Origin of the sequence: Enterobacter sp. JUb54, assembly GCF_014298075.1 — a bacterium.
Taxonomy (GTDB): Bacteria; Pseudomonadota; Gammaproteobacteria; order Enterobacterales; family Enterobacteriaceae; genus Klebsiella; species Klebsiella lignicola.
The window spans coordinates 4,922,005-4,940,556 of the sequence record NZ_CP060418.1 but is presented as its reverse complement, the minus strand read 5'-3'; the positions used below and the strand labels follow the sequence as shown (position 1 = coordinate 4,940,556).

Below are 18,552 nucleotides of genomic sequence, written 5' to 3'. Positions count from 1 at the left end.
GCAAGATGCAGCCTGTCTGGACATTTCTGAAACGGGAACTGAGCGATCAACCCGGGCGGGCGAACTACACCCTGCGCCTGACGCTCAGTTGCGCGGTACTGATTGCCCTGTTTATGACCCTGCAGATTCCCTTTTTAGCCGTAGCGCTGATCGTGGTGTTTTACGTCAGTCAGCCCAACGTGCTGATGATCAAACTGGTGAGCGTGGTCTTTTTCCTGACCGTCAGCATCGCTCTGGGCTGCGTGCTGCTGATCATCAAATGGACCTACGATTACCCGCTGATCCGCCTCGTTATCTCGGTGGGCCTGTTTTTCTGCGCGATCTACCTGATGCGGGTGCTGGGCAAACTGGGGCTGGCCTTCTTCGTGGTGGCGCTGGTGGTGATCTACGCCCAGACCTTCCCGTCGATGACCAGCCAGAGCGAGATTCTGGTGCGGCTGCTGCTGTGGCTGTGGGTGGTCATTAACCTCGCCATCGTGGTCACCTTGCTGGTTAATGCCTGTTTCCAGCAGGCTTTGCCCGGCTATCAGTTCAAAGCGCAGATCGTGGTTCTGCTGCGCCAGGTAGCCGCGCAGGTGGTACAAAACGGCGGCCCCCAGGACGCGCCGACCTTTACCGCCATCGCCGAACAGTTCGCCCGGCTGCAATCGCTGTATCACCAGGCGAGCCGCTCCAGCCCCGAGATTGCCGCCGACCCGCAGGCCTGGCAATCCCTGATGGCCGCCACCATTCACTGCTATCACCTGACCGCATTGCTGCAACCGGGAGAGGACCATGCCGCCGCCCGCCAGCAGCTTTCCGCTCAGTTGCTGACGCTGGCACAGCACCTGGACGTCAGCACCCTGCCCGACGCCCCGCCGGAGCTCGCGGCGCCGGAGACGGCAAACCGTGTGATTTTGCAGGAAATGGCCGCCACGCTAACCAGGCTGGCGCGCGGAGAGACGATCCCGCTGCCGGCCGGGGAAACCGAAAAAGCCCCCCTGCTGCTGCCCGATGCCTGGTCGAACCCGGCCTATCTGCACTTCGCGCTCAAAACGCTGCTGGCCACGCTGCTGTGCTACGTTTTTTATACCGCCGCCGACTGGCAGGGCATCCACACCATTATGCTCAGCTGCGTGATTGTCGCCCAGCCGGGACTAGGTGCCACCCTGCAGAAAACGTGGCTGCGGATCGTCGGTGCCCTGCTGGCAACCCTGCTGGCGCTGCTGATGATTGTCTTCGTTCAGCCGCATACCGAATCCCTTGTTGGCCTGCTGGCGATGACCCTGCCGGTGATGGCGCTGTCGGCGTGGATCGCTGCGGGTTCGGAGCGCATCGCCTACGCCGGGATCCAGATAGGCTTTACGTTTTCGCTGGCGTTTCTCAGCTGGTTTGGACCATTGACCAATTTGACCGAACTGCGCGACCGCGTCATTGGCATCGTGCTCGGGGTGCTGGTCTCATCGATTGTTCATCTCTATCTGTGGCCGGATAGCGAAGCCCTGCTGCTAAAATCCCGGCTGGCCCGGCTCTACCGGCAGATGGCGGAGTACCTGCGCGCTCGTGATGACGAAGTCAAACTGGTGCCGCTGTTTCACTCCCTGAGCGCGGTAGAGACCCTGACCCATCGGGTGGCGACGGAGCCGCTCAATGCCTGGGCCCATCCGTATCCACAGGCGAAGATGTGGCCGGTCAAGGCGGCTTATCTTCAGGCTCAGGAGATCGTACGGCTCAGTGAAGGTTACCGGCTGTACGCGGCGCCTGGGGATGATTTCCTGCGCCGCTGCGCCAGCCAGCTCGACGCCTATGCCGGCGATATCGAACAGCAAGGCCCCGCGCCGAGGTTCCCCGCGCAGTGCCGGCCGGATAGCCGCAATCCCTTTGGCCTGCCGCTGGTCACCTTGCTGACGACCTTACCGGACTGGTCGTCCCCTCCTTTAGCGCTTGCACGACAGGCAGACAAGTCATGAGAAAAATGGACCCCGTAGCCCGCGTGCTGCGTTATTGCCCCCTCGCCCTGGCCCTGGCGCAGCTCCCCGGCTGCGCGTTAATCCAGGACGATCCCGGCGAGATGAAAATCATCAACCCGCAGCAGGTGGAGCTCGCCCAGGTGATTCATCTGGCCAACAGCGGCTGGCCCGCCGCCAGATGGTGGGAGGGCTATCACGATGCCCAGCTCAACATGCTGGTCAACCGCGCGCTGCAAAACTCCCCGACGATGCAGGCCGCACGCTTGCGCATCGCCCAGTCGCAATCCACCGTGGAACTGGCGCAGTCGGCGATGGGCCTGCAGGCCACCGCCGTCGCGGCGCAGAACCGGTTACGGGTGACCGATAAACAGTTTACCTGGCCCTACTCTTACTCGCTGCCGGTCGATAAAAACGGCCCGTGGTACACCCTGAATACCGTCGGCGTCGGCGCGACGCTGAATATCGATTTATGGGGTGCTGACCGCGCCCACGTTGCCGCCGCCATCGGCGAGAAAAATGCCCGTCAGGCCGAAACCGCCGGAATCGAGCTGGATCTCGCCAGCAGCGTGGCGCAACTGTACTTTGCGATGCAGGCGACCTTCCAGAAAATAGCGCTGCTTAACCAACTGGAGGAGATTGCCCGCCTTTCGGTGCAGGCCCATGAACACCGCACCCAGCGCGGCGTTGAGGATAGCGTGGACATCGCCAATGCCCAGGCCGAACTGCTGGCGGCGCAGCAGCAGGTGGTGAGCGCCAAGGGGATGCTGACCCGTTACCGGGAAACCCTGCGGGCGCTGATCGGCGCCGATGCCCATTCCATGCCGGAGATCCATCCGGTGGCGCTGCCGCCGCTCCAGGAGACGCTCCCGGATTCGCTCTCCTTTGAATTGCTGGCCCGCCGTCCGGATTTGCAGGCGCTGCGCGGCTACGTCACCGCATCGTTAAGCCAGGTCGACGCGGCGAAGGCAGCATTTTACCCACACTTTGATATCAAGGCCTTCTGGGGATATAACGCCCTGAGCGTGGGCGATCTGTTTAAATCCTCATTCCAGCAGATCAACCTGCTGCCGGGACTGTATCTACCGGTCTTCGACGGCGGTCGCCTGAATGCCAATCTGCAATCGGTACGTACCGCCAGTAACATCCTGATTAAGCAGTACAACCAGGCGGTACTGGATGCCGTGCGCGATGTGGCGATCGGCTCCAGCGAGCTGAACGACCTCAATCAACAGGTGGCGCTGCAGAAGCTGAAGGTCACCGCCAGCCTGGCGACGGCGCAGAGCGCCAGTGCGCACTATCAGCGAGGGCTGGTCAGCCGCTATGCGGCCCAGGAGGCGCGTCGTCCCGTCATCGCCGAGCAATTGTTATTGCTGGATTTCCAGGCGCAGCAGTTGAGCAGCGACATTACGCTGATCAAGGCGCTGGGTGGGGATTATCGCGGACCGGCGTTAGACCCACAGGCGTCAGGCAAATAGCTGCCATTCTCGCGCCTGATTGACCGCCTGAATCCGGCCATTCACCTGCAGCTTGTCGTACAGCTGCTTGAGATGCCATTTCACGGTTTCCGCCGTAATCCCTAAGGCCCGGGCGATCTCTTTATTGGAGTAGCCCTCGGCGATCAGCCCCAGCGTTTGCAATTCCCGTTCGGTCAGACGAAGGTTCGCCGGCGCCTGACGGGCTACAGCCGTCAGGATCCCAGCCTCGCTAAATTTGGCAAGGCGCTGCGCCAGCTCACCGCTGAAAGCCTCGCCCTGGCCTCCGCGTTGCTGGATAGCCATCAGCATTGCGGCCATATCCTCCCCGCCGTCCAGCAGGCTGCGCCACAGTTTCTGCTGAAACGCCCGGCGCAACGCGGGGATCCCGACGGCGATCGCCCGCTCCTGTTCCCCGGTACGCCACAGCGCGACGGCCTGAATCAGCCGCAGACGTACGGCAAACAGCCACTCGCCGACACGCTCCTGCTCATCGGCGAGCGTCTCGAGCTGCCGGGCTGCCGCCAGGGGGTTTCCATCGGCCATCAGCACCCGGCTCTGACTGAGGGTCAAACAGGCGATGACAAAATCAGCGTTCCCCGCGGCAGCCCCGTGGGCCAGTTGCTGCAGACGCAGCAGCAGGCTGCCGGCCGCCGCGCGATCGCCCGCCTGAAGCGCATTGCAAATACGCTCGGCCAGCAGCGGCGCCTGCGCCCGCAGCCATCCGCGCTGCACCGCCAGGCCTTCGGCATGCAAAAGCAGCGAGGTCATCTCGTCCGTCTGGCCGTTTATTCGCGCCAGCCTCGCCAACACGATGTAGCAGCGGCTAAAGCCATCTGGTGGGCAAAAGTCATCGATCATCTCCAGGCGGAGCATCAGCAGCGTCGCGATGGACTGCACTTCCCCCTGTTCCCAGGCAATTTCGGCGAGAATTGGCGCCAGGGTTGCGCCGCTGCTGGAGTGGGGACCGGTCTGCTGTTCAGCATAGTGCAGCGCCCGCGCCGCCTGGCGCTGAGCTTCCGCCAGGTTGCCCTGACGCAGGTATCCCTGGGCCATAACAAACGCCCGGTACACCTCGACGAACAGGTTGCGGTTCGCCACCCGCACTCCCGCTACCCGTTGCTGCACATCCAGCGCCTGCTGCGGCCGGGCATTCGCCAGGTGGCAGTAGCTGAGAATATTGCACACCAGGCCATCCACCCAGATATCACCGCAGGGTACGTCATGCAGCAGCGGTTCGACGATCGCAATGCTCTGCGCAATATTGTCGGCAAACGCTTCGCAGATAGCCCGCACGACGCGGATTTTGATCCATGAACTGTGGGCTATCTCGCGGCGGTTGGCGGCGGCCAGTGACTCAATGGCGTCCAGCAGCTGGCGGGCATCGTGAAAGCGAAAGCGGTGCGCTAACGCCCACGCTAAGTTCGTTTGCAGTTCAATGCGCGAAGGATCCAGATTGGCCGGCAGATAGCGGATCCAGCGCACCATGGTCTCGATATCGCCCTCTTCCGCCAGCGACTGCGCGCCCGCTTCCGCATGCCCGGCCCCCGCCTTTCCGGCGGCCAGCGCGTGGCGAATCGCCTCCGCCCACAACTGCTGGCCGGCAAACCAGTTACTGGCATGTTCATGCAGCGCGCGGATATCCACCTCCGCGCTATGGCGCAGGCGGTACAGCAACGCTTCGCGCATCAGCGGGTGATAACGGAACCAGAAGCCGTCCGCATCCAGGGCAGAGAGAAACAGATTGTGCTGCGCTATCCACGTCAGCATCGCTTCACCGTTGCGTTTTCCGGTCACGGCATCGCACAGCGACGGGTGCAGACGGTTGAGCATGGAGGTTCGCAGAAGAAAGGCCAACACCTCCGTGGGCAGTGGCGCAAAAATAACTTCGTCCAGATAGCGAGAGAGCGCGCGGGAGGCGCTGTTCAGTTTACCGTCGGTGAGGCAGGAATGGGCGCTGCCGTTCGCTAAGGCGGCCATTTTCATTCCGGCAACCCAGCCCTCGGTGCGGGCAATCAGCCGCGGAATATCCTGCCGCTCGGGGGCCGGCGAGATCGACGTTGAAAAATAGATCCTGGCCTCGGCGGCGTTAAACCGCAGCGCATGATCGTCAATCTCCACCAGCCGATCTTCCATCTGCAGGCGGCTCAACGCCAGCGGGGGTTGGCTGCGGCTGGCAATAATCAGATGCAGTGACGGCGGCGCATGGTTCAGCAGCCAGTTCAACCCCTCATGAATGTCCGGGTCGCTAATATTCTGGTAGTCATCAAGAATCAGAAACAGCGGTGCCTGACGGCGGTGGAGCTGGTTGACGAGCCCGGCGAGAAACAGGTGGAAATCGTCAGCTGGGACATTCTCCGCCATGACATTCTCTGTCTGCCGCAGCGGCCGCAGCGCCTCTTGCAGGTAACGCATCAATAGCAAAGGCGTGCTGTCATCGTCGTCGATGCTCAGCCAGGCGAGCGCATCGCCCTGCAGCTGCCGATGCTGGTACCACTGGGCCAGCAGCGTGGTTTTACCGAACCCGGCGGGAGCGCATACCAGCGTGAGGGTACTGGTGAGGGCGGCATCGAGACGCTGGAGCAGACGCTCGCGTGGCTGCAGCGTCCCCGGCGATCGCGGCGGCGTAAAGCGCGTCGCAATCAGCGGTAAGGTGCGCGCAAGGCGGAACGGTTCCTGATGAACAAACCCGCTCAATGCGTCTTCCGTCGAGGGTAACAATTCCATAGCGCCATGACCTCTTCATCCCGTACGCCGGCCATTATCCCCCCCAACCGGGGGGTAGGCCATGTTTATCCATACCTATAAAGTAGTTTTATCTTCTGCCACCGATGGGCGGTACGTCAGGCCAGCTTGTTCGTGCGGCCAGCCTTTCCCATCCGGCATCCATCATCTCTTAATCAGTACAAGGTGAGTACAGAAATGGCTATCGAAAATAAAGTTGCTTTAGTGACCGGCGCAGGTCAGGGCATTGGCCGCGGTATTGCTTTACGTCTGGCCAAAGAAGGTGCGTCGTTGATGCTTGTCGACGTGAAGCCGGAAGGGATTGCGGCAGTAGCCGCAGAGATTGAGGCCCTGGGTCGTAAGGCCGCGACGTTCGTCGCCAATATTGCCGATCGCGACCAGGTATATGCCGCCGTTGACCAGGCGGAAAAGGAGCTGGGCGGCTTTGATATTATCGTCAACAACGCGGGCATTGCACAGGTGCAGGCGATCGCCGACGTGATACCTGACGAGGTCGATCAGATCATGCGCATCAACGTTCAGGGAACCTTATGGGGCATCCAGGCCGCGGCGAAAAAATTTATCGACCGCAAGCAGAACGGCAAAATTATCAATGCCTGCTCGATTGCCGGACATGACGGTTTCGCTATGCTGGGGATCTATTCCGCCACCAAATTTGCTGTTCGCGCCCTGACTCAGGCGGCGGCGAAAGAGTACGCCAGCCGTGGGATCACCGTAAACGCCTACTGCCCGGGGATTGTCGGTACCGGCATGTGGACCGAAATCGATAAACGTTTCTCCGACATTACCGGTGCGCCGGTCGGTGAGACCTATAAAAAATATGTTGAAGGTATCGCACTCGGTCGCGCAGAAACGCCGGACGATGTGGCAAGCCTGGTCTCGTACCTGGCTGGCCCGGATTCCGATTATATTACCGGTCAGTCGATCCTGATCGATGGCGGGATTGTTTACCGTTAATGTCCGAAGCGGGCCGTCTTAATCAGGCGGCCCGCTGTACCTCGTTTCTCCGCTGCCGTCAGGCGTTAGAGACTGACTTCTGAGCGCTGTCGTTGCGGGTGTTTTCCAGCATACGACGCACCGGGACGATCAGCACGCAGAGCACGGCGGCGCAGATAAGCAGCGCAATCGAGCAGCGGGCGAAGAGATCCGGCAGCATATCCAACTGGTCCGCTTTAACGTGACCGCCAATCAGGCCTGCCGCAAGGTTACCCAGCGCGCTGGCGCAGAACCACAGACCCATCATCTGGCCGCGCATTCTTTCCGGCGCCAGCAGCGTCATGGTCGCCAGACCAATCGGGCTCAGGCACAGTTCGCCGAGGGTCAGCATCAGAATACTGCCCACCAGCCAGAACGGTGATACGCCAGCCCCGTCATTGCTCAGCACATGCTGGGCCGCCAGCATCATCAGGCCAAAGCCCGCAGCCGCACAGAGAATACCGATAACGAACTTGGTGATGCTGCTCGGGCGGACGCCTTTACGCGCCATAGCCGGCCACGCCCAGCTGAAGACCGGCGCCAGCAGAATGATAAACAGCGCATTGACCGACTGGAACCAGACCGCCGGGATCTCAAAGTCGCCGATCATGCGGTTGGTGTAGTCATTGGCAAACAGGTTAAATGAAGTTGGCTTCTGTTCAAATGCCGACCAGAAGAAGGCGGCAGAGACCAGCAGAATAAAGCACACCAGCAAGCGCGCGCGCTCTTTACGGCTCAGTCCGGCAAACATGAAAAGGTAGATAAAGTACAGCACCACCGAAGCGGCAATCACGTACACCAGCATGCTGGCGACCGCGACAGGGTTTACCACAATCACGCCCTGAGCAATCAGCGTGATGATCACCGCCGCGCCAACCGCCAGCGCCAGCAGCCATGCGCCGACGCCGTTTTTCTTCGCCACCGGGCTGTTCCAGGTCGAATCGAGACCCACTTCGCTGTCATAACGCTTCATCGCCGGTACCGCGAAGACGCGGAAGATAACCAACGCGACCAGCATCCCGAGACCACCGATGCCAAAGCCCCAGTGCCAGCCGTGCGATTTGATCAGCCAGCCGGAGATCAACGGAGCGATAAACGACCCCATGTTGATGCCCATATAGAACAGCGAAAACCCACCGTCACGACGGGCGTCACCTTTCTTGTACAGCGTGCCCACCATCACCGAGATACAGGTCTTAAACAGGCCCGACCCCAGCACGATGAACATCAACCCGATGAAAAACAGATTGTCGCCCATAAAGGCAGACAGGGCGATCGACAGGTGACCCAGCGCGATCAGAATCGATCCATACCAGACTGCCTTCTGCTGGCCCAGCCAGTTATCCGCCAGCCAGCCGCCCGGCAACGCCGCCAGGTACATACTGCCGGCAAAGATACCGACGATCGCCGAGGCGTTCTCACGCGCCAGCCCCATTCCGCCGTCATACACGGTGGCGGCCATAAACAGGATTAATAATGGGCGAATCCCGTAAAACGAGAAACGCTCCCACATTTCAGTAAAAAATAACGAACCCAGAGGATAAGGATGACCAAAGAAGGTCCGGCTTTCATTTTTATTCACAGAGGAATGCATAACTTCTCCAGATAAGGTGCGCCGCAGAAAACATATTGACTATGTATACATCCGGCCAGTAATTAACATGAGGTATAATATTTTTTAACTATTTGATAACCAGATTCTGGTTTTGTCTAGCCCCTCACCCCAATCTTTTAGATGAAAACTCGACAAACGTCTACTTTTATAGATTTTAAGTTGGCCAAAGTCAAAATGTGATTGACTTCTCAAATGAAAATAAATGAAAGGATTATTCGATTATAAACAATGAGTTAAATGATTAGATTATCGTATTGATGTCACGTGCAGAAAGGCAGGATAACGCGATAAAAAGTAGGGGAAATACCAGGTTGGTCGCCGCGATGTTAGGAAGTATCGATAAGTTGTGATCTTAGCTGGCCGGTAGGATGACGGCACTGAGGGAGGCGGGTCGAAGCCGGACCAACAGCACCGAATTTTTGCAATGCCTGAGAGGGAGTGTGTAAATTTTCGCGCGTGAACGCTATGCCCAGCGCCGGTTCTGCAGCACCACCCGGTAACCGTCGGCATCGACGAATGTTTGCCCGTTCACGTCCCAGTACGGGTTAAACGCTGATACCACGCGAAAGCCAGCCGTCACCATTCGGGCGCAAGCGTGCTCCCAGTCGGGCTTGTCGGGGTAATAGAGAACCAGTAAATCCTCATTCGTCGGGCCAGGCTGCACCGGGTGCCGGTGACAGATGGTGAATTCAAGGTGCCAGGGCAGCGTCGAATGGCCCAGCATAATTCCACTGAAGCCGTCATGATCGGCGAAATCGGCAATGCGCTCCAGTCCCAGTCCCTGGCTGTACATCGCACAGGCGTGCTCAAGGTCGCTGACCGGTCGGGCAATACGCATGTGGCTGAAGATCATAGAAGCTCCCGTGGGTTAACAAGTGCTGCCCACCATGGGCAGCGGCATGGTTACTGTACCCGCGATTCCGGGCGGCATTTGTCCGTCAGAGCCTTATCGTATTTATGATGTGTCCGCATCATCCTTTGAATAAACGCGATTTTATTTCCATCGTTTAAAAATATTCACACTGAATATACTACCAAATAACATTGAAGACAGATCGCGGACATAATAAAGCAACACAGTTGATCACCTGTGTTTAAATATCGCGTCAGAAAAATCTCATTTGTCAGTGGCTGAATTTTTCTCTACACTAGTATGGCAATTTGTATCACTATATGTAATTAGACTCACTAATAACATGTTTGCCGCAACCACTCTACCTGTGACTATTTTCCTAAGATGAACAATATCGATAAAAACAAAAGATTTATCATCGGTACTCAAGTCGAGTTCATCCCTTCACAAAGGGAACTGGTCGATATTCATAGTGGCAAAAAAATCAGATTACAGGTACCGGCAAGTCTCTGTTTTAAAAAATTATTAGATGCTAATGGCCGGATTGTCTCCCAGCAAGAACTGATCCTTTGTGGCTGGGGACCAAAACGTCACGCGAGTATTAATGCTAATACTTACTACCAGAGCATTTTGCACCTCCGAAGAAGCCTGGCCAAATTGGGCTTAGAGGATATTATTGATACCGTTCCACGGTATGGTCTCAAACTTAATGGTAGTATTCACATTGAGGTAACATACAGCAATGATGAATCGTCGCAGAGCGGCCTGCAACTGGTAACAACAGACGCTGAAAATAGCCAGACAACGGCCAACGTTAGTGCCCAACCTGCTGATGGATCCGGGGTCGATAATGTAGAAAGCCCAGGCACCAGGGCGCAGCTTGAAAATAAAATCCCCCCAGCCAAAATCACGCCCTCTTACATCCTCGACGCTCCCAACCAGGCTCAGGGAAAACGACCTAAACTGCCGCTGAAATATATCGCATTGGTTCTTATTCCTGTCATTGCCATTGCCTTGTTTTATCACATCACGCATAAACCAGCGCTGGCCTTTGCAAACTATATCAGCCTGGATACCACTCCGTGTCATATTTACAGCAAGAAGGTAAAATACACCGACGCTGAGGCTCAAGAGTTACTGCAAGAAGCTGGCCTGTCATGTCAGAGTGATTCAACTCTTTTTCTTGCCACTTCGCCGATGAACTCGCAGCTAAACATCATTTACTGCTCCCGTTATACCAGCAAAGAGCAGGACTGCCGTTCTGTTAGCATCATGAAAAAGATGAAGGAGCCCCAATGAAAAATAAAATCATCTACCTTGTCTGTTTCATTGCGATACTGGCTGGCGGCGTTTATTTACTCTTACAGTACAATACTGGTATTTCTGGTGATGAAACGATCTCATGTCAAAGTCAAAACACCGTGATCCATGACGATTTCCGACTGAATGCCAACTATGTTTTCACGTTAAGTAAAAACAAAGGCGAGATAAGCATCAGTGGCCTGGCGACGGAAGGTGAAAAGCAGTACCAGATCAGCCGGGCGATTTATTTTTCATACAACAAATCAGATAGTATTTACGTCCTTCAAAGCCATAACATCGAAAATTTCAGTCCCGATGAAAGCCAGGGCAGCAACGTTAACCATCATCTCCCGGCTTTTTTCTATGAGCCAGAGAAAAACCTGACCATTAAAATTCAGGAAGACAGGTATCATAATAAAATAATATCTTTATATAATATACCAATATTCTATTGCCGCGACAAATAACACAACAACCGGTAATACGACAAAAAAACCACGAAAAAAAGGCCGTAAATTACGGCCTGAAGATACCTGGGGTGGATTTTATTATTGATTTTAAAGTGGTATACACTTTATCCCTGAAGAAAAAGACACATCGTATAAAATCATATCAAGATTTCTGTAAGATGAAAACGTTTAATTTATTGCGCAGACAATATCTTCAGGTTAAATATAAATACCGCAATACCTTAACGACCTATTGATAATTCATGGTTATAACAGTGCTCCCCTGCAGGCTTTGAGGCACCATCGTCCCGGACGTTTCCAGCGTCGAAGAAAGATAGATCATCTGCGTACCCCGGCTACCCAGCGTCGTATTTGAGGTTTCAGCCCAGTTGATGTTATCAGCGGACATCCGGATATGGCTGTTGACTCCGTTACCGACCCGCGGCCGGGGGGTACTCATCGACAGCTTGATCGTCGCCTTCCCGGTGCAGGCAATTGACAGCGTTTGCGTCTTCACACTTCCCGCAACCTGGTCTGGCGTCAACGGACCGTGGTTAATCGTCAGCGGGCTGTTGGTGGTGCAGATGGTATATTCGGGAATAACAATATCAAACTTCATTGCCACCACCGTGGCGATCCCGGTTCTTACACCAACACTTATTATTGATGACGCATAGTTAAGATATTCGCCGGAATAGGACTCCGCCAGCTGCCCCACGCTCCCCATAATGGTTCCTTCATAGCTTCCGGCCGGGATGCGGCTATCAAGTAGTGACACCAGTATCCGGGAGGTGACTGAGGCAGAAGCCGCGAAAATATGAGTCTGCCCCAGATATGAACCGTGGGTCATAGGAAAGCTAACGAGACCGCCCGCAGACAAAAATCCCGCAGAGGATGCTGCATGGCAGGCCGGGCAGGTTACCGGGACGCTAAAGCTCTGCCCGGTTGACTTGTTTTTCATCACGACCTTGCTTTCAAATACCGAAAACGCACGAATATATTTATAGGTTTGAACACCTGAGGTACTCACCCAGGGAACATAGCCTCGCGAGCCGGCCGGGCTGCGAAAATCCAGCGTCGTTTGCCCGATACCATTGCTGACATTAGTTGAGGTGATGCCGATATTTGGAGATAACGTGGCCTGAATATAAACGGCACCATGCCCACTGGCAGCCGTAAAAAAAAGACAACACGCCCCAGCGAAGCTCAGCGCTTTTTTGTTTATCAAGCCCTTCATATAAACTCCTGTAGTCCGTCGCGGCTCCCGCACACCGGAACCGTCATCGATATAAGCTAACCGCGGCCTTATTGCCGCAGGCACCATTACTGATAAGTAATGCTCATGTTTGCCGTCGCTGAAAATGCGCCCGATGCGGGAAACTGGCTTCCGAGCTGATAGGGCAACGCGCTAAAGGTAAATTGTCCGCTGGCCTGATTAACCGCTGACAGCCCCGCCAGGAGCGGAAAGCCGGGATAAAGTCCATTATCATTCAGTTTCATTGGCACTCCGGTGCCATTGCCCTGATACAACGCGATACCAAAATTAGTGATATTGGTTCGCAGCACATGACTCCCCGCCCCGCTTAACTGCGTGCCCGTCACTTTCACGTAAGGCGTCGCCTTATAATAAATACAGGTTACCGGCACGGTTAACGTTCGGAGATTACGTGCGTTCGCCACATCCGTTACCGATACATTGTCGAAATTGACTTCAATCGCGGCACCATTATTAATAACGCACGGCGGGGTTATTATTTCCCCGGTAATATTCACCACGATATCCTCAGCCGCAGCGCTACGCGTTGCCAGCGCACACACCACCGCCATGATTAACCCCAGTCCCCTGCTCATTGCTGTGTTACTCCTTTCGGGTTTCTGGCTAACTGTCTGTCCATCAGGTCGCACCGCCTTTGGCGCCCGCGTTACGTCATCGACGCGAAGCGTAGGTTCCTGGCCCGCGCTACTCATAACGAACCTGCAGACTGGCGGTCGCCGCAAAGGCGCCGGCCGTTAATTTATCCACCCCTTTCAACTGCCCGACACCGGCATTCAGCCGCAGAGTGCGGGTCGTGCCGCTACTGCCGACTACCGAATGGGAGATATCCATCCCAGTGGCGGCGTTAAGCACCACGGGCGTAATACCATCCTGAGCACGCAGATAGACCACCAGACCCTCACCGTCGCGCGATGTTTTAATGGCGCCATCCCGGGCCATTCCCCCGGACGCCACCGGAGCCTCGACGGTTAACTTTGGTACGCCCAGGGTATAAGGGCAGTCCATGGGGACCGAGAACGGCGTCAGCGCATAGAGCGTGTGGGAGACCGGCAAAGACTGAATATCCACATCACCAAACTTCACCTCTACTGAATTATTCCCGTTGATGACGCACTCCGGAATAACCAGGTTGCCATGCAAATACACCGAGGTTTCCGCTAGCGCCGTGACGGTAAACACGTGGCTGAGTAGCAATAGCCCGGCGGGTCGCAGGAATGATAAACAAGACGTTGCAAACACCATGGACGGTTCCTTGTTCCTTACTGATAATTCAGTTCAAAAGTGACCATTGCGCTGTAATCTCCCGGAACGACGCTCTTCTGCGCTATCGCCGCCGGCGTCGCCTGTGTAAAGACCCTGAAATTCAGCATCAGCGTTTTACCGGTCACGACATCACCCGCGCCCTGATGATGGGCATCGCCCAATTTCAGCAGCGAACGCCCATCGGTATCGAGAATACCGATGCCGAGGCGCCCCGCGTTCACACCGCTGACCGCCAGATACCCGGGTAAATCCGTCTCTCCCGGCCCACGAAATGTCAGGCGAACAACCTTGCCAAGCGAGGAGGCGTAGCAGTTAACCAGGCCAATTCGCAGCGGTTCTTCGTAACCCTTCGCGGGCCAGATCCAGAATAATGGCGCCGCCGCTTCCCGAAACGTCACATCCTGAGTTAGCGAGGCCGTGTCGACATGGCAGGGACGATCCAGAAGATTGCCGTTGAAGACCACATCAGCACGCCCGTCTCCAACCACCAACAACATGCCCATGACCTGAAGTACCAGGGAGAAAAATAATCGCCGCATATTCCGTTCCTCTTACTCGTAATTCAGTTGCAGGCGTAACGCCGATTTTGCTGCAGGCGTCAGCATCTGCCGCTGAGCATCATTGAGAGACCAGGTTAAACGGGTTGAACCGCCATGAAGAACGAGCCGGGAGAGGGCCGATGTCTTTTGCCCCGGAGGTAAAAAGCCACCGGACTGCCCGGTCAACAACGTGCTGTGAACCATCATCACCGATGACTGTTCCGCCGGCGTTGCCACTGAAATAAGCGGATCGCCATAGCCGCAGCCTGTCAGCTCCAGATTGAGCAAGGTCCGACGCTCACCTCGCAGAGTCACTACCGGTAGCGGCAGATGGATTTCATTGGTCTTCAACTGACATGGGGAGGAAAGCAGTTCACCATGTATATCCAGCCGTCCTTCATGACGCGCCCATTCTTGTTCCCCGCGCGAAGGCTCCAGGTCCGGAATAAATACCTGTTGCCAGGTCGAAAGCGCATCAGCGTGAAGCGTCAGGCTATTCATCGCAGCACTGGACAGTAAGGCTGTCAGCATCAGGGTTGTCGTCGTTATTTTCATCGGCCTTCCCTCGGCATTTCGCGTATTCCGGATGATTAATTTACGACCGTGCAACGCTGAGCAGCACACTGAAACTGCCGTACCGGACGCCCGCCGTAGTCATCAATCCAGCTCAGCCATGGGCTGGCGTAATTGTCCGATTTCACAACCTGCTGCGATTTTGGCGCCAGCATCACGGCATCAAACTTCCCTTCTTTTGCCGATTTTTCGCTGCCGCCAAGCCCGATAAGGGTGACGTAATACGGGGTCGGGTTTTCTATCCGATAGCCTCCGGCAACTTTGTTCAACACGACCTGATCCTGCCAGATAGCATTGGGAGCGGCTTTAATGGCGGCAGGCCGGTAGAACACTTTGATTTTGGTCTGCAGGGCAATCTGCAACACGTTCGACTTTTCGCTACGCGGTGGGATCTCGCGTAAATTGAAATAAAAAACGGACTCCCGATCCTGGGGTAACGTAGTGATATCTGGGGTTGATGACACGCGGACCATACTCCTGGTCCCGGCTTCCAGGCGCTGAACCGGAGGGGTTGCCACCAGAGGACCGGTCGTCAACTTCTCTTCACGTTCATTCTCAATCCAGGCCTGGGCAAGATATGGCAACTGATTATTATCATTGGCAATATTCAGCGATATCGACTTAAGGTTGCCATCAAAAATAGCCCGGGTACGATCCAGCGATATTGCCGCCCCTCCTTCAGGTACAAAGCCTGAGCATGCTCCTATGAGCAACATGAGTACGGCTTGTTTCGTTAACATTTCCCTTTTCTCCTCTCCCGGTCAGCGTTAATGCTTTGTGCAATTGCTCAGTTCGCCCCATGGCCCTGAGCCATGGCGATCCCTCAAATAAAACCTGCGTGTGTTTTCAGCCCCACGTCACTGATCTCCCTTTTGGCATGGCAGCAGCAGCTGACTTTGCGGCAACAGCTGTGGCGGAATAGTCACGACACACTGGGATTGCGCGTCCCACTTCACCGCCAAAGATTCACCGGGGTTAACGCCGGTCAGCCAGGCTAAGCCGGCGTCTCCTACCATCCCCAGCTCGCGCCCTTTTGCGTTACTGACGCTGGCACCAAATGGCGGATGGCTCCCGTCACTCATGCTCAGTACGGCGAACAAGCGCTGGCCTTTTAATACTTCAAACTGGCGATAACCAATGGCACCTTCCGTTAATGCCGACTCGACAACGGAACGGGTGGCTTCCATATCATCCGGCAGTCGATTCAGGTCGACAGAGGTCGTATTGCGGTAATAACTGTTCACATCGGTCAACACGCCAATGCCCCAGCGGTTCGTCAACACTCTCCCGCCATTAACCGGTACACCGGCAATTCCGTCGGTATCCACCAGTAACCGCGTTCCGCCATTCAATCCGCCGGCGTGCAGGGCCGCACCTTTAGTGGTGACGGTCGCGCCTCCCGATAAACTCATGCCGAATGAGGTATAGCTGTCCTGCACCGCAGCGGCATTCATTGACACATTTGCCAGAGGGCTACTGTGGCTGTACCAGGCGCTCGCCTGACCACTATCGCGTTGTCCCTTCCCGCCGCTACTTACCCCGGTGTTCAGGCTGTAGCTATCAAGGCCGTTATTAACGACATCGCTGTAGCCAACGGTTTGGGTAAGACGCTTGTTATTCAGGCTACCGCTATAACTCATCGACCCCGTTCCCCACGGAACGGATAAACGTAAAAATACAATGTCGTTATCGTGTCCGTTATATTGCGAGCGTGATGCTGTAATCCCGGCAGCAATATTCCTGAAACCAAATGCATCAAAATAACGGTTTAACGAAAACGTATAATAGTTTTCGTTTATTTTGTCCCAGTAAGTCTGGTAGCTGTATTGCAAACTGACAGAGGTCTGCGCATCATCAAAATTCTTATTAAGGGTTACGGTATAAAGTTCTTTTTCTCGCCCGGTGAAATCATGTCGATAGCGTGCGTCCAGATATTGTTGCATGGTCATATAGTTGCGCTCCGAAAAGCGATAACCCGCAAAGGTAATATCCGCATTGATATCATCAAAACGCTTGGAATAACTGATACGCCACGATTTACCTTGCAGGGTTCCGGGGCCATTATTAAACTTCGCAACAGACTGGGTCACGTCTGCGGAAAGAGTGCCGAGCCGGTTCATATCATGACCAAGCCCCACTGCCGCCGTATTGTAGTCACCCGCCAGGGTTCCTCCGCCGTACAGCGACCAGCGGTTGTTTATCCCCCATGAAGCTTCGCCACCGGCAAAAAAAGGGCCTTCGGTATCATGGCCTTGCAGGTTACGCGAGCGCCCACTAACTAGCTTGTATCGAATCTGGCCCGGTCGGGTAAGATAAGGGACATAAGCGGTGGTCACCTGGAAGGTGTTCGTCTGCCCATTTTGCTCAACTACCTTTACATCAAGGGTACCCCGCACCGAACTATCCAGATCCTGGATCGTAAACAGTCCCGCCGGTACCGTTGAGTCATATAAAATTCTCCCCTGTTGGGAAATGACGACCCTGGCATTTGTATTTGCTACTCCAGAGACCTGAGGCGCATAACCTCGCAGTCTGGGAGGAAGCATCCGATTGTCACTCTCCAGGCTCACGCCGGTATAACGCCAGGTGCTGAAAATATCGGAATTAATATAGCTCTCACCGACGGTCAGCATGGCCTGCCAGTTTGGTATCGCGCGGTATAAATAATAGCGGGTCCAGTCAGACTGAGAATGCGTTCCCTGCCCGGATCCCGAGGTATGATCCAGATAGCCCTGATAATCAGCACGCATCCGCCAGGCATCAACATTGAGCCCGACGGTGCCATTATAATTTACGGACTGAGATTGCTGACCCTGATAGGGTTTATTGACATTGGCGTTGAGGTTGTAATCGAGTAATAAACCCGGAATGCCCTTATCCCAACGCGATGGCGGTAACCATGTCGCATCCGAATACTCCAGCCAGGCCTGCGGCATATTAATTTTCAACACGCCGGCGGCAGGGTCCGGGTGGAGTACGACGCCCGGTAGCTGGCTTAAATCAGCACATTGATCATCATGCCACCACGTCACCTTAAGCTTAGCTGACGGCAGCAATCCCATGCGTTCAACCATTTCTGGTATCAGGCAAGGCTGAGGTAACGGTTTGGCCGGCGTCGCAACCTGGTCCGGTTTATGTAAATCAGAAGATAAAGTATGCTCCATGAAATCAATCGCATAGGGGGATGGAGAGATCGATTGATTATTAACCAGAACCAGCATTTGATATTGACCGGGCATAATATATCCCGCCTGTGAAAAGCGGGAAAAATCGATATTCTCCCGGTCAATAGAATCCAATACATCAGTATTAAAATCTAATGCAAAGCTTTTCCCAATGGATAATACCAGAGACACCACAACAGCAACCTTGCACACTGTAAAAGGATATGTATTCATTATTTTCATTAACTATCATCCATAACAGGGCCATGTCTGTCATACCACCGGGGACAACAACCGGTAGCTCAGCACGGAGCCTCATGATCCAAAAAATCAATATTCAATTGTGATAAAAAAACCGATATATATTGAGTGCATTT

The 18,552-nt window shown here is 55.2% G+C and carries 15 protein-coding genes; 5 read left to right on the top strand and 10 right to left on the bottom strand.

Going from position 1 to position 18,552, the window contains the following annotated elements; translation table 11 throughout:
- Window positions 1–5: 5 nt before the first annotated feature.
- Together HF679_RS22960 and HF679_RS22955 are read left to right on the top strand one after the other, a co-directional pair.
- Window positions 6–1,949, top strand: a complete 1,944-nt coding sequence (locus HF679_RS22960) for an FUSC family protein (RefSeq protein WP_187042411.1) — start codon at window positions 6–8, stop codon at window positions 1,947–1,949.
- Window positions 1,950–1,954: 5 nt separating this feature from the next.
- Window positions 1,955–3,424, top strand: coding sequence for an MdtP family multidrug efflux transporter outer membrane subunit (locus HF679_RS22955; RefSeq protein WP_261803017.1), 1,470 nt, complete (start codon window positions 1,955–1,957; stop codon window positions 3,422–3,424).
- Here HF679_RS22955 and HF679_RS22950 read toward each other — a convergent pair.
- Window positions 3,413–6,148, bottom strand: a complete 2,736-nt coding sequence (locus HF679_RS22950; protein ID WP_187042409.1) for a LuxR C-terminal-related transcriptional regulator — start codon at window positions 6,146–6,148, stop codon at window positions 3,413–3,415. The genes HF679_RS22955 and HF679_RS22950 overlap by 12 nt on opposite strands.
- A 195-nt stretch (window positions 6,149–6,343) precedes the next feature.
- Here HF679_RS22950 and HF679_RS22945 point away from each other — a divergent pair, with 195 nt between their 5' ends.
- Window positions 6,344–7,123, top strand: coding sequence for an acetoin reductase (locus tag HF679_RS22945; RefSeq protein ID WP_123756587.1), 780 nt, complete (start codon window positions 6,344–6,346; stop codon window positions 7,121–7,123).
- A gap of 58 nt (window positions 7,124–7,181) precedes the next feature.
- Here the strand turns inward: HF679_RS22945 and HF679_RS22940 are convergent, their stop codons facing one another.
- On the bottom strand, window positions 7,182–8,735 hold the full coding sequence (locus tag HF679_RS22940; RefSeq protein WP_123756586.1) for a peptide MFS transporter: 1,554 nt from the start codon (window positions 8,733–8,735) through the stop codon (window positions 7,182–7,184).
- A gap of 484 nt (window positions 8,736–9,219) precedes the next feature.
- Window positions 9,220–9,609: a VOC family protein gene (locus HF679_RS22935; protein ID WP_123756585.1), complete on the bottom strand. Its 390-nt coding sequence runs from the start codon at window positions 9,607–9,609 to the stop codon at window positions 9,220–9,222.
- A 384-nt stretch (window positions 9,610–9,993) separates the two neighbouring features.
- Here HF679_RS22935 and HF679_RS22930 point away from each other — a divergent pair, with 384 nt between their 5' ends.
- Window positions 9,994–10,908, top strand: a complete 915-nt coding sequence (locus tag HF679_RS22930) for a transcriptional regulator (protein ID WP_187042408.1) — start codon at window positions 9,994–9,996, stop codon at window positions 10,906–10,908.
- Complete coding sequence (locus HF679_RS22925) at window positions 10,905–11,378, top strand: hypothetical protein (protein WP_187042407.1); 474 nt, start codon at window positions 10,905–10,907, stop codon at window positions 11,376–11,378. Before HF679_RS22930 ends, HF679_RS22925 begins: the two co-directional genes overlap by 4 nt.
- A gap of 232 nt (window positions 11,379–11,610) precedes the next feature.
- Here the strand turns inward: HF679_RS22925 and HF679_RS22920 are convergent, their stop codons facing one another.
- From HF679_RS22920 to HF679_RS22890, 7 genes are all read right to left on the bottom strand, one after another.
- Complete coding sequence (locus HF679_RS22920) at window positions 11,611–12,597, bottom strand: hypothetical protein (RefSeq protein WP_123756582.1); 987 nt, start codon at window positions 12,595–12,597, stop codon at window positions 11,611–11,613.
- Between the two features lie 86 nt (window positions 12,598–12,683).
- Window positions 12,684–13,187 (bottom strand): fimbrial protein, encoded by a 504-nt coding sequence (locus HF679_RS22915; RefSeq protein WP_158613272.1) that lies wholly within the window; start codon window positions 13,185–13,187, stop codon window positions 12,684–12,686.
- Between the two features lie 133 nt (window positions 13,188–13,320).
- A complete protein-coding gene (locus HF679_RS22910) occupies window positions 13,321–13,878 on the bottom strand; it encodes a fimbrial protein (protein ID WP_187042406.1) in 558 nt (185 codons plus the stop codon).
- A gap of 17 nt (window positions 13,879–13,895) precedes the next feature.
- On the bottom strand, window positions 13,896–14,438 hold the full coding sequence (locus HF679_RS22905; RefSeq protein WP_123756579.1) for a fimbrial protein: 543 nt from the start codon (window positions 14,436–14,438) through the stop codon (window positions 13,896–13,898).
- 12 nt (window positions 14,439–14,450) lie between these two features.
- On the bottom strand, window positions 14,451–14,993 hold the full coding sequence (locus tag HF679_RS22900) for a pilus-assembly fibrillin subunit (protein WP_123756578.1): 543 nt from the start codon (window positions 14,991–14,993) through the stop codon (window positions 14,451–14,453).
- Window positions 14,994–15,028: 35 nt separating this feature from the next.
- Complete coding sequence (locus HF679_RS22895) at window positions 15,029–15,751, bottom strand: molecular chaperone (RefSeq protein ID WP_123756577.1); 723 nt, start codon at window positions 15,749–15,751, stop codon at window positions 15,029–15,031.
- A gap of 117 nt (window positions 15,752–15,868) precedes the next feature.
- The gene (locus HF679_RS22890; protein ID WP_227540136.1) at window positions 15,869–18,418 is read right to left on the bottom strand and encodes a fimbria/pilus outer membrane usher protein; all 2,550 of its coding nucleotides are present in this window, start codon (window positions 18,416–18,418) and stop codon (window positions 15,869–15,871) included.
- Window positions 18,419–18,552: the final 134 nt, after the last annotated feature.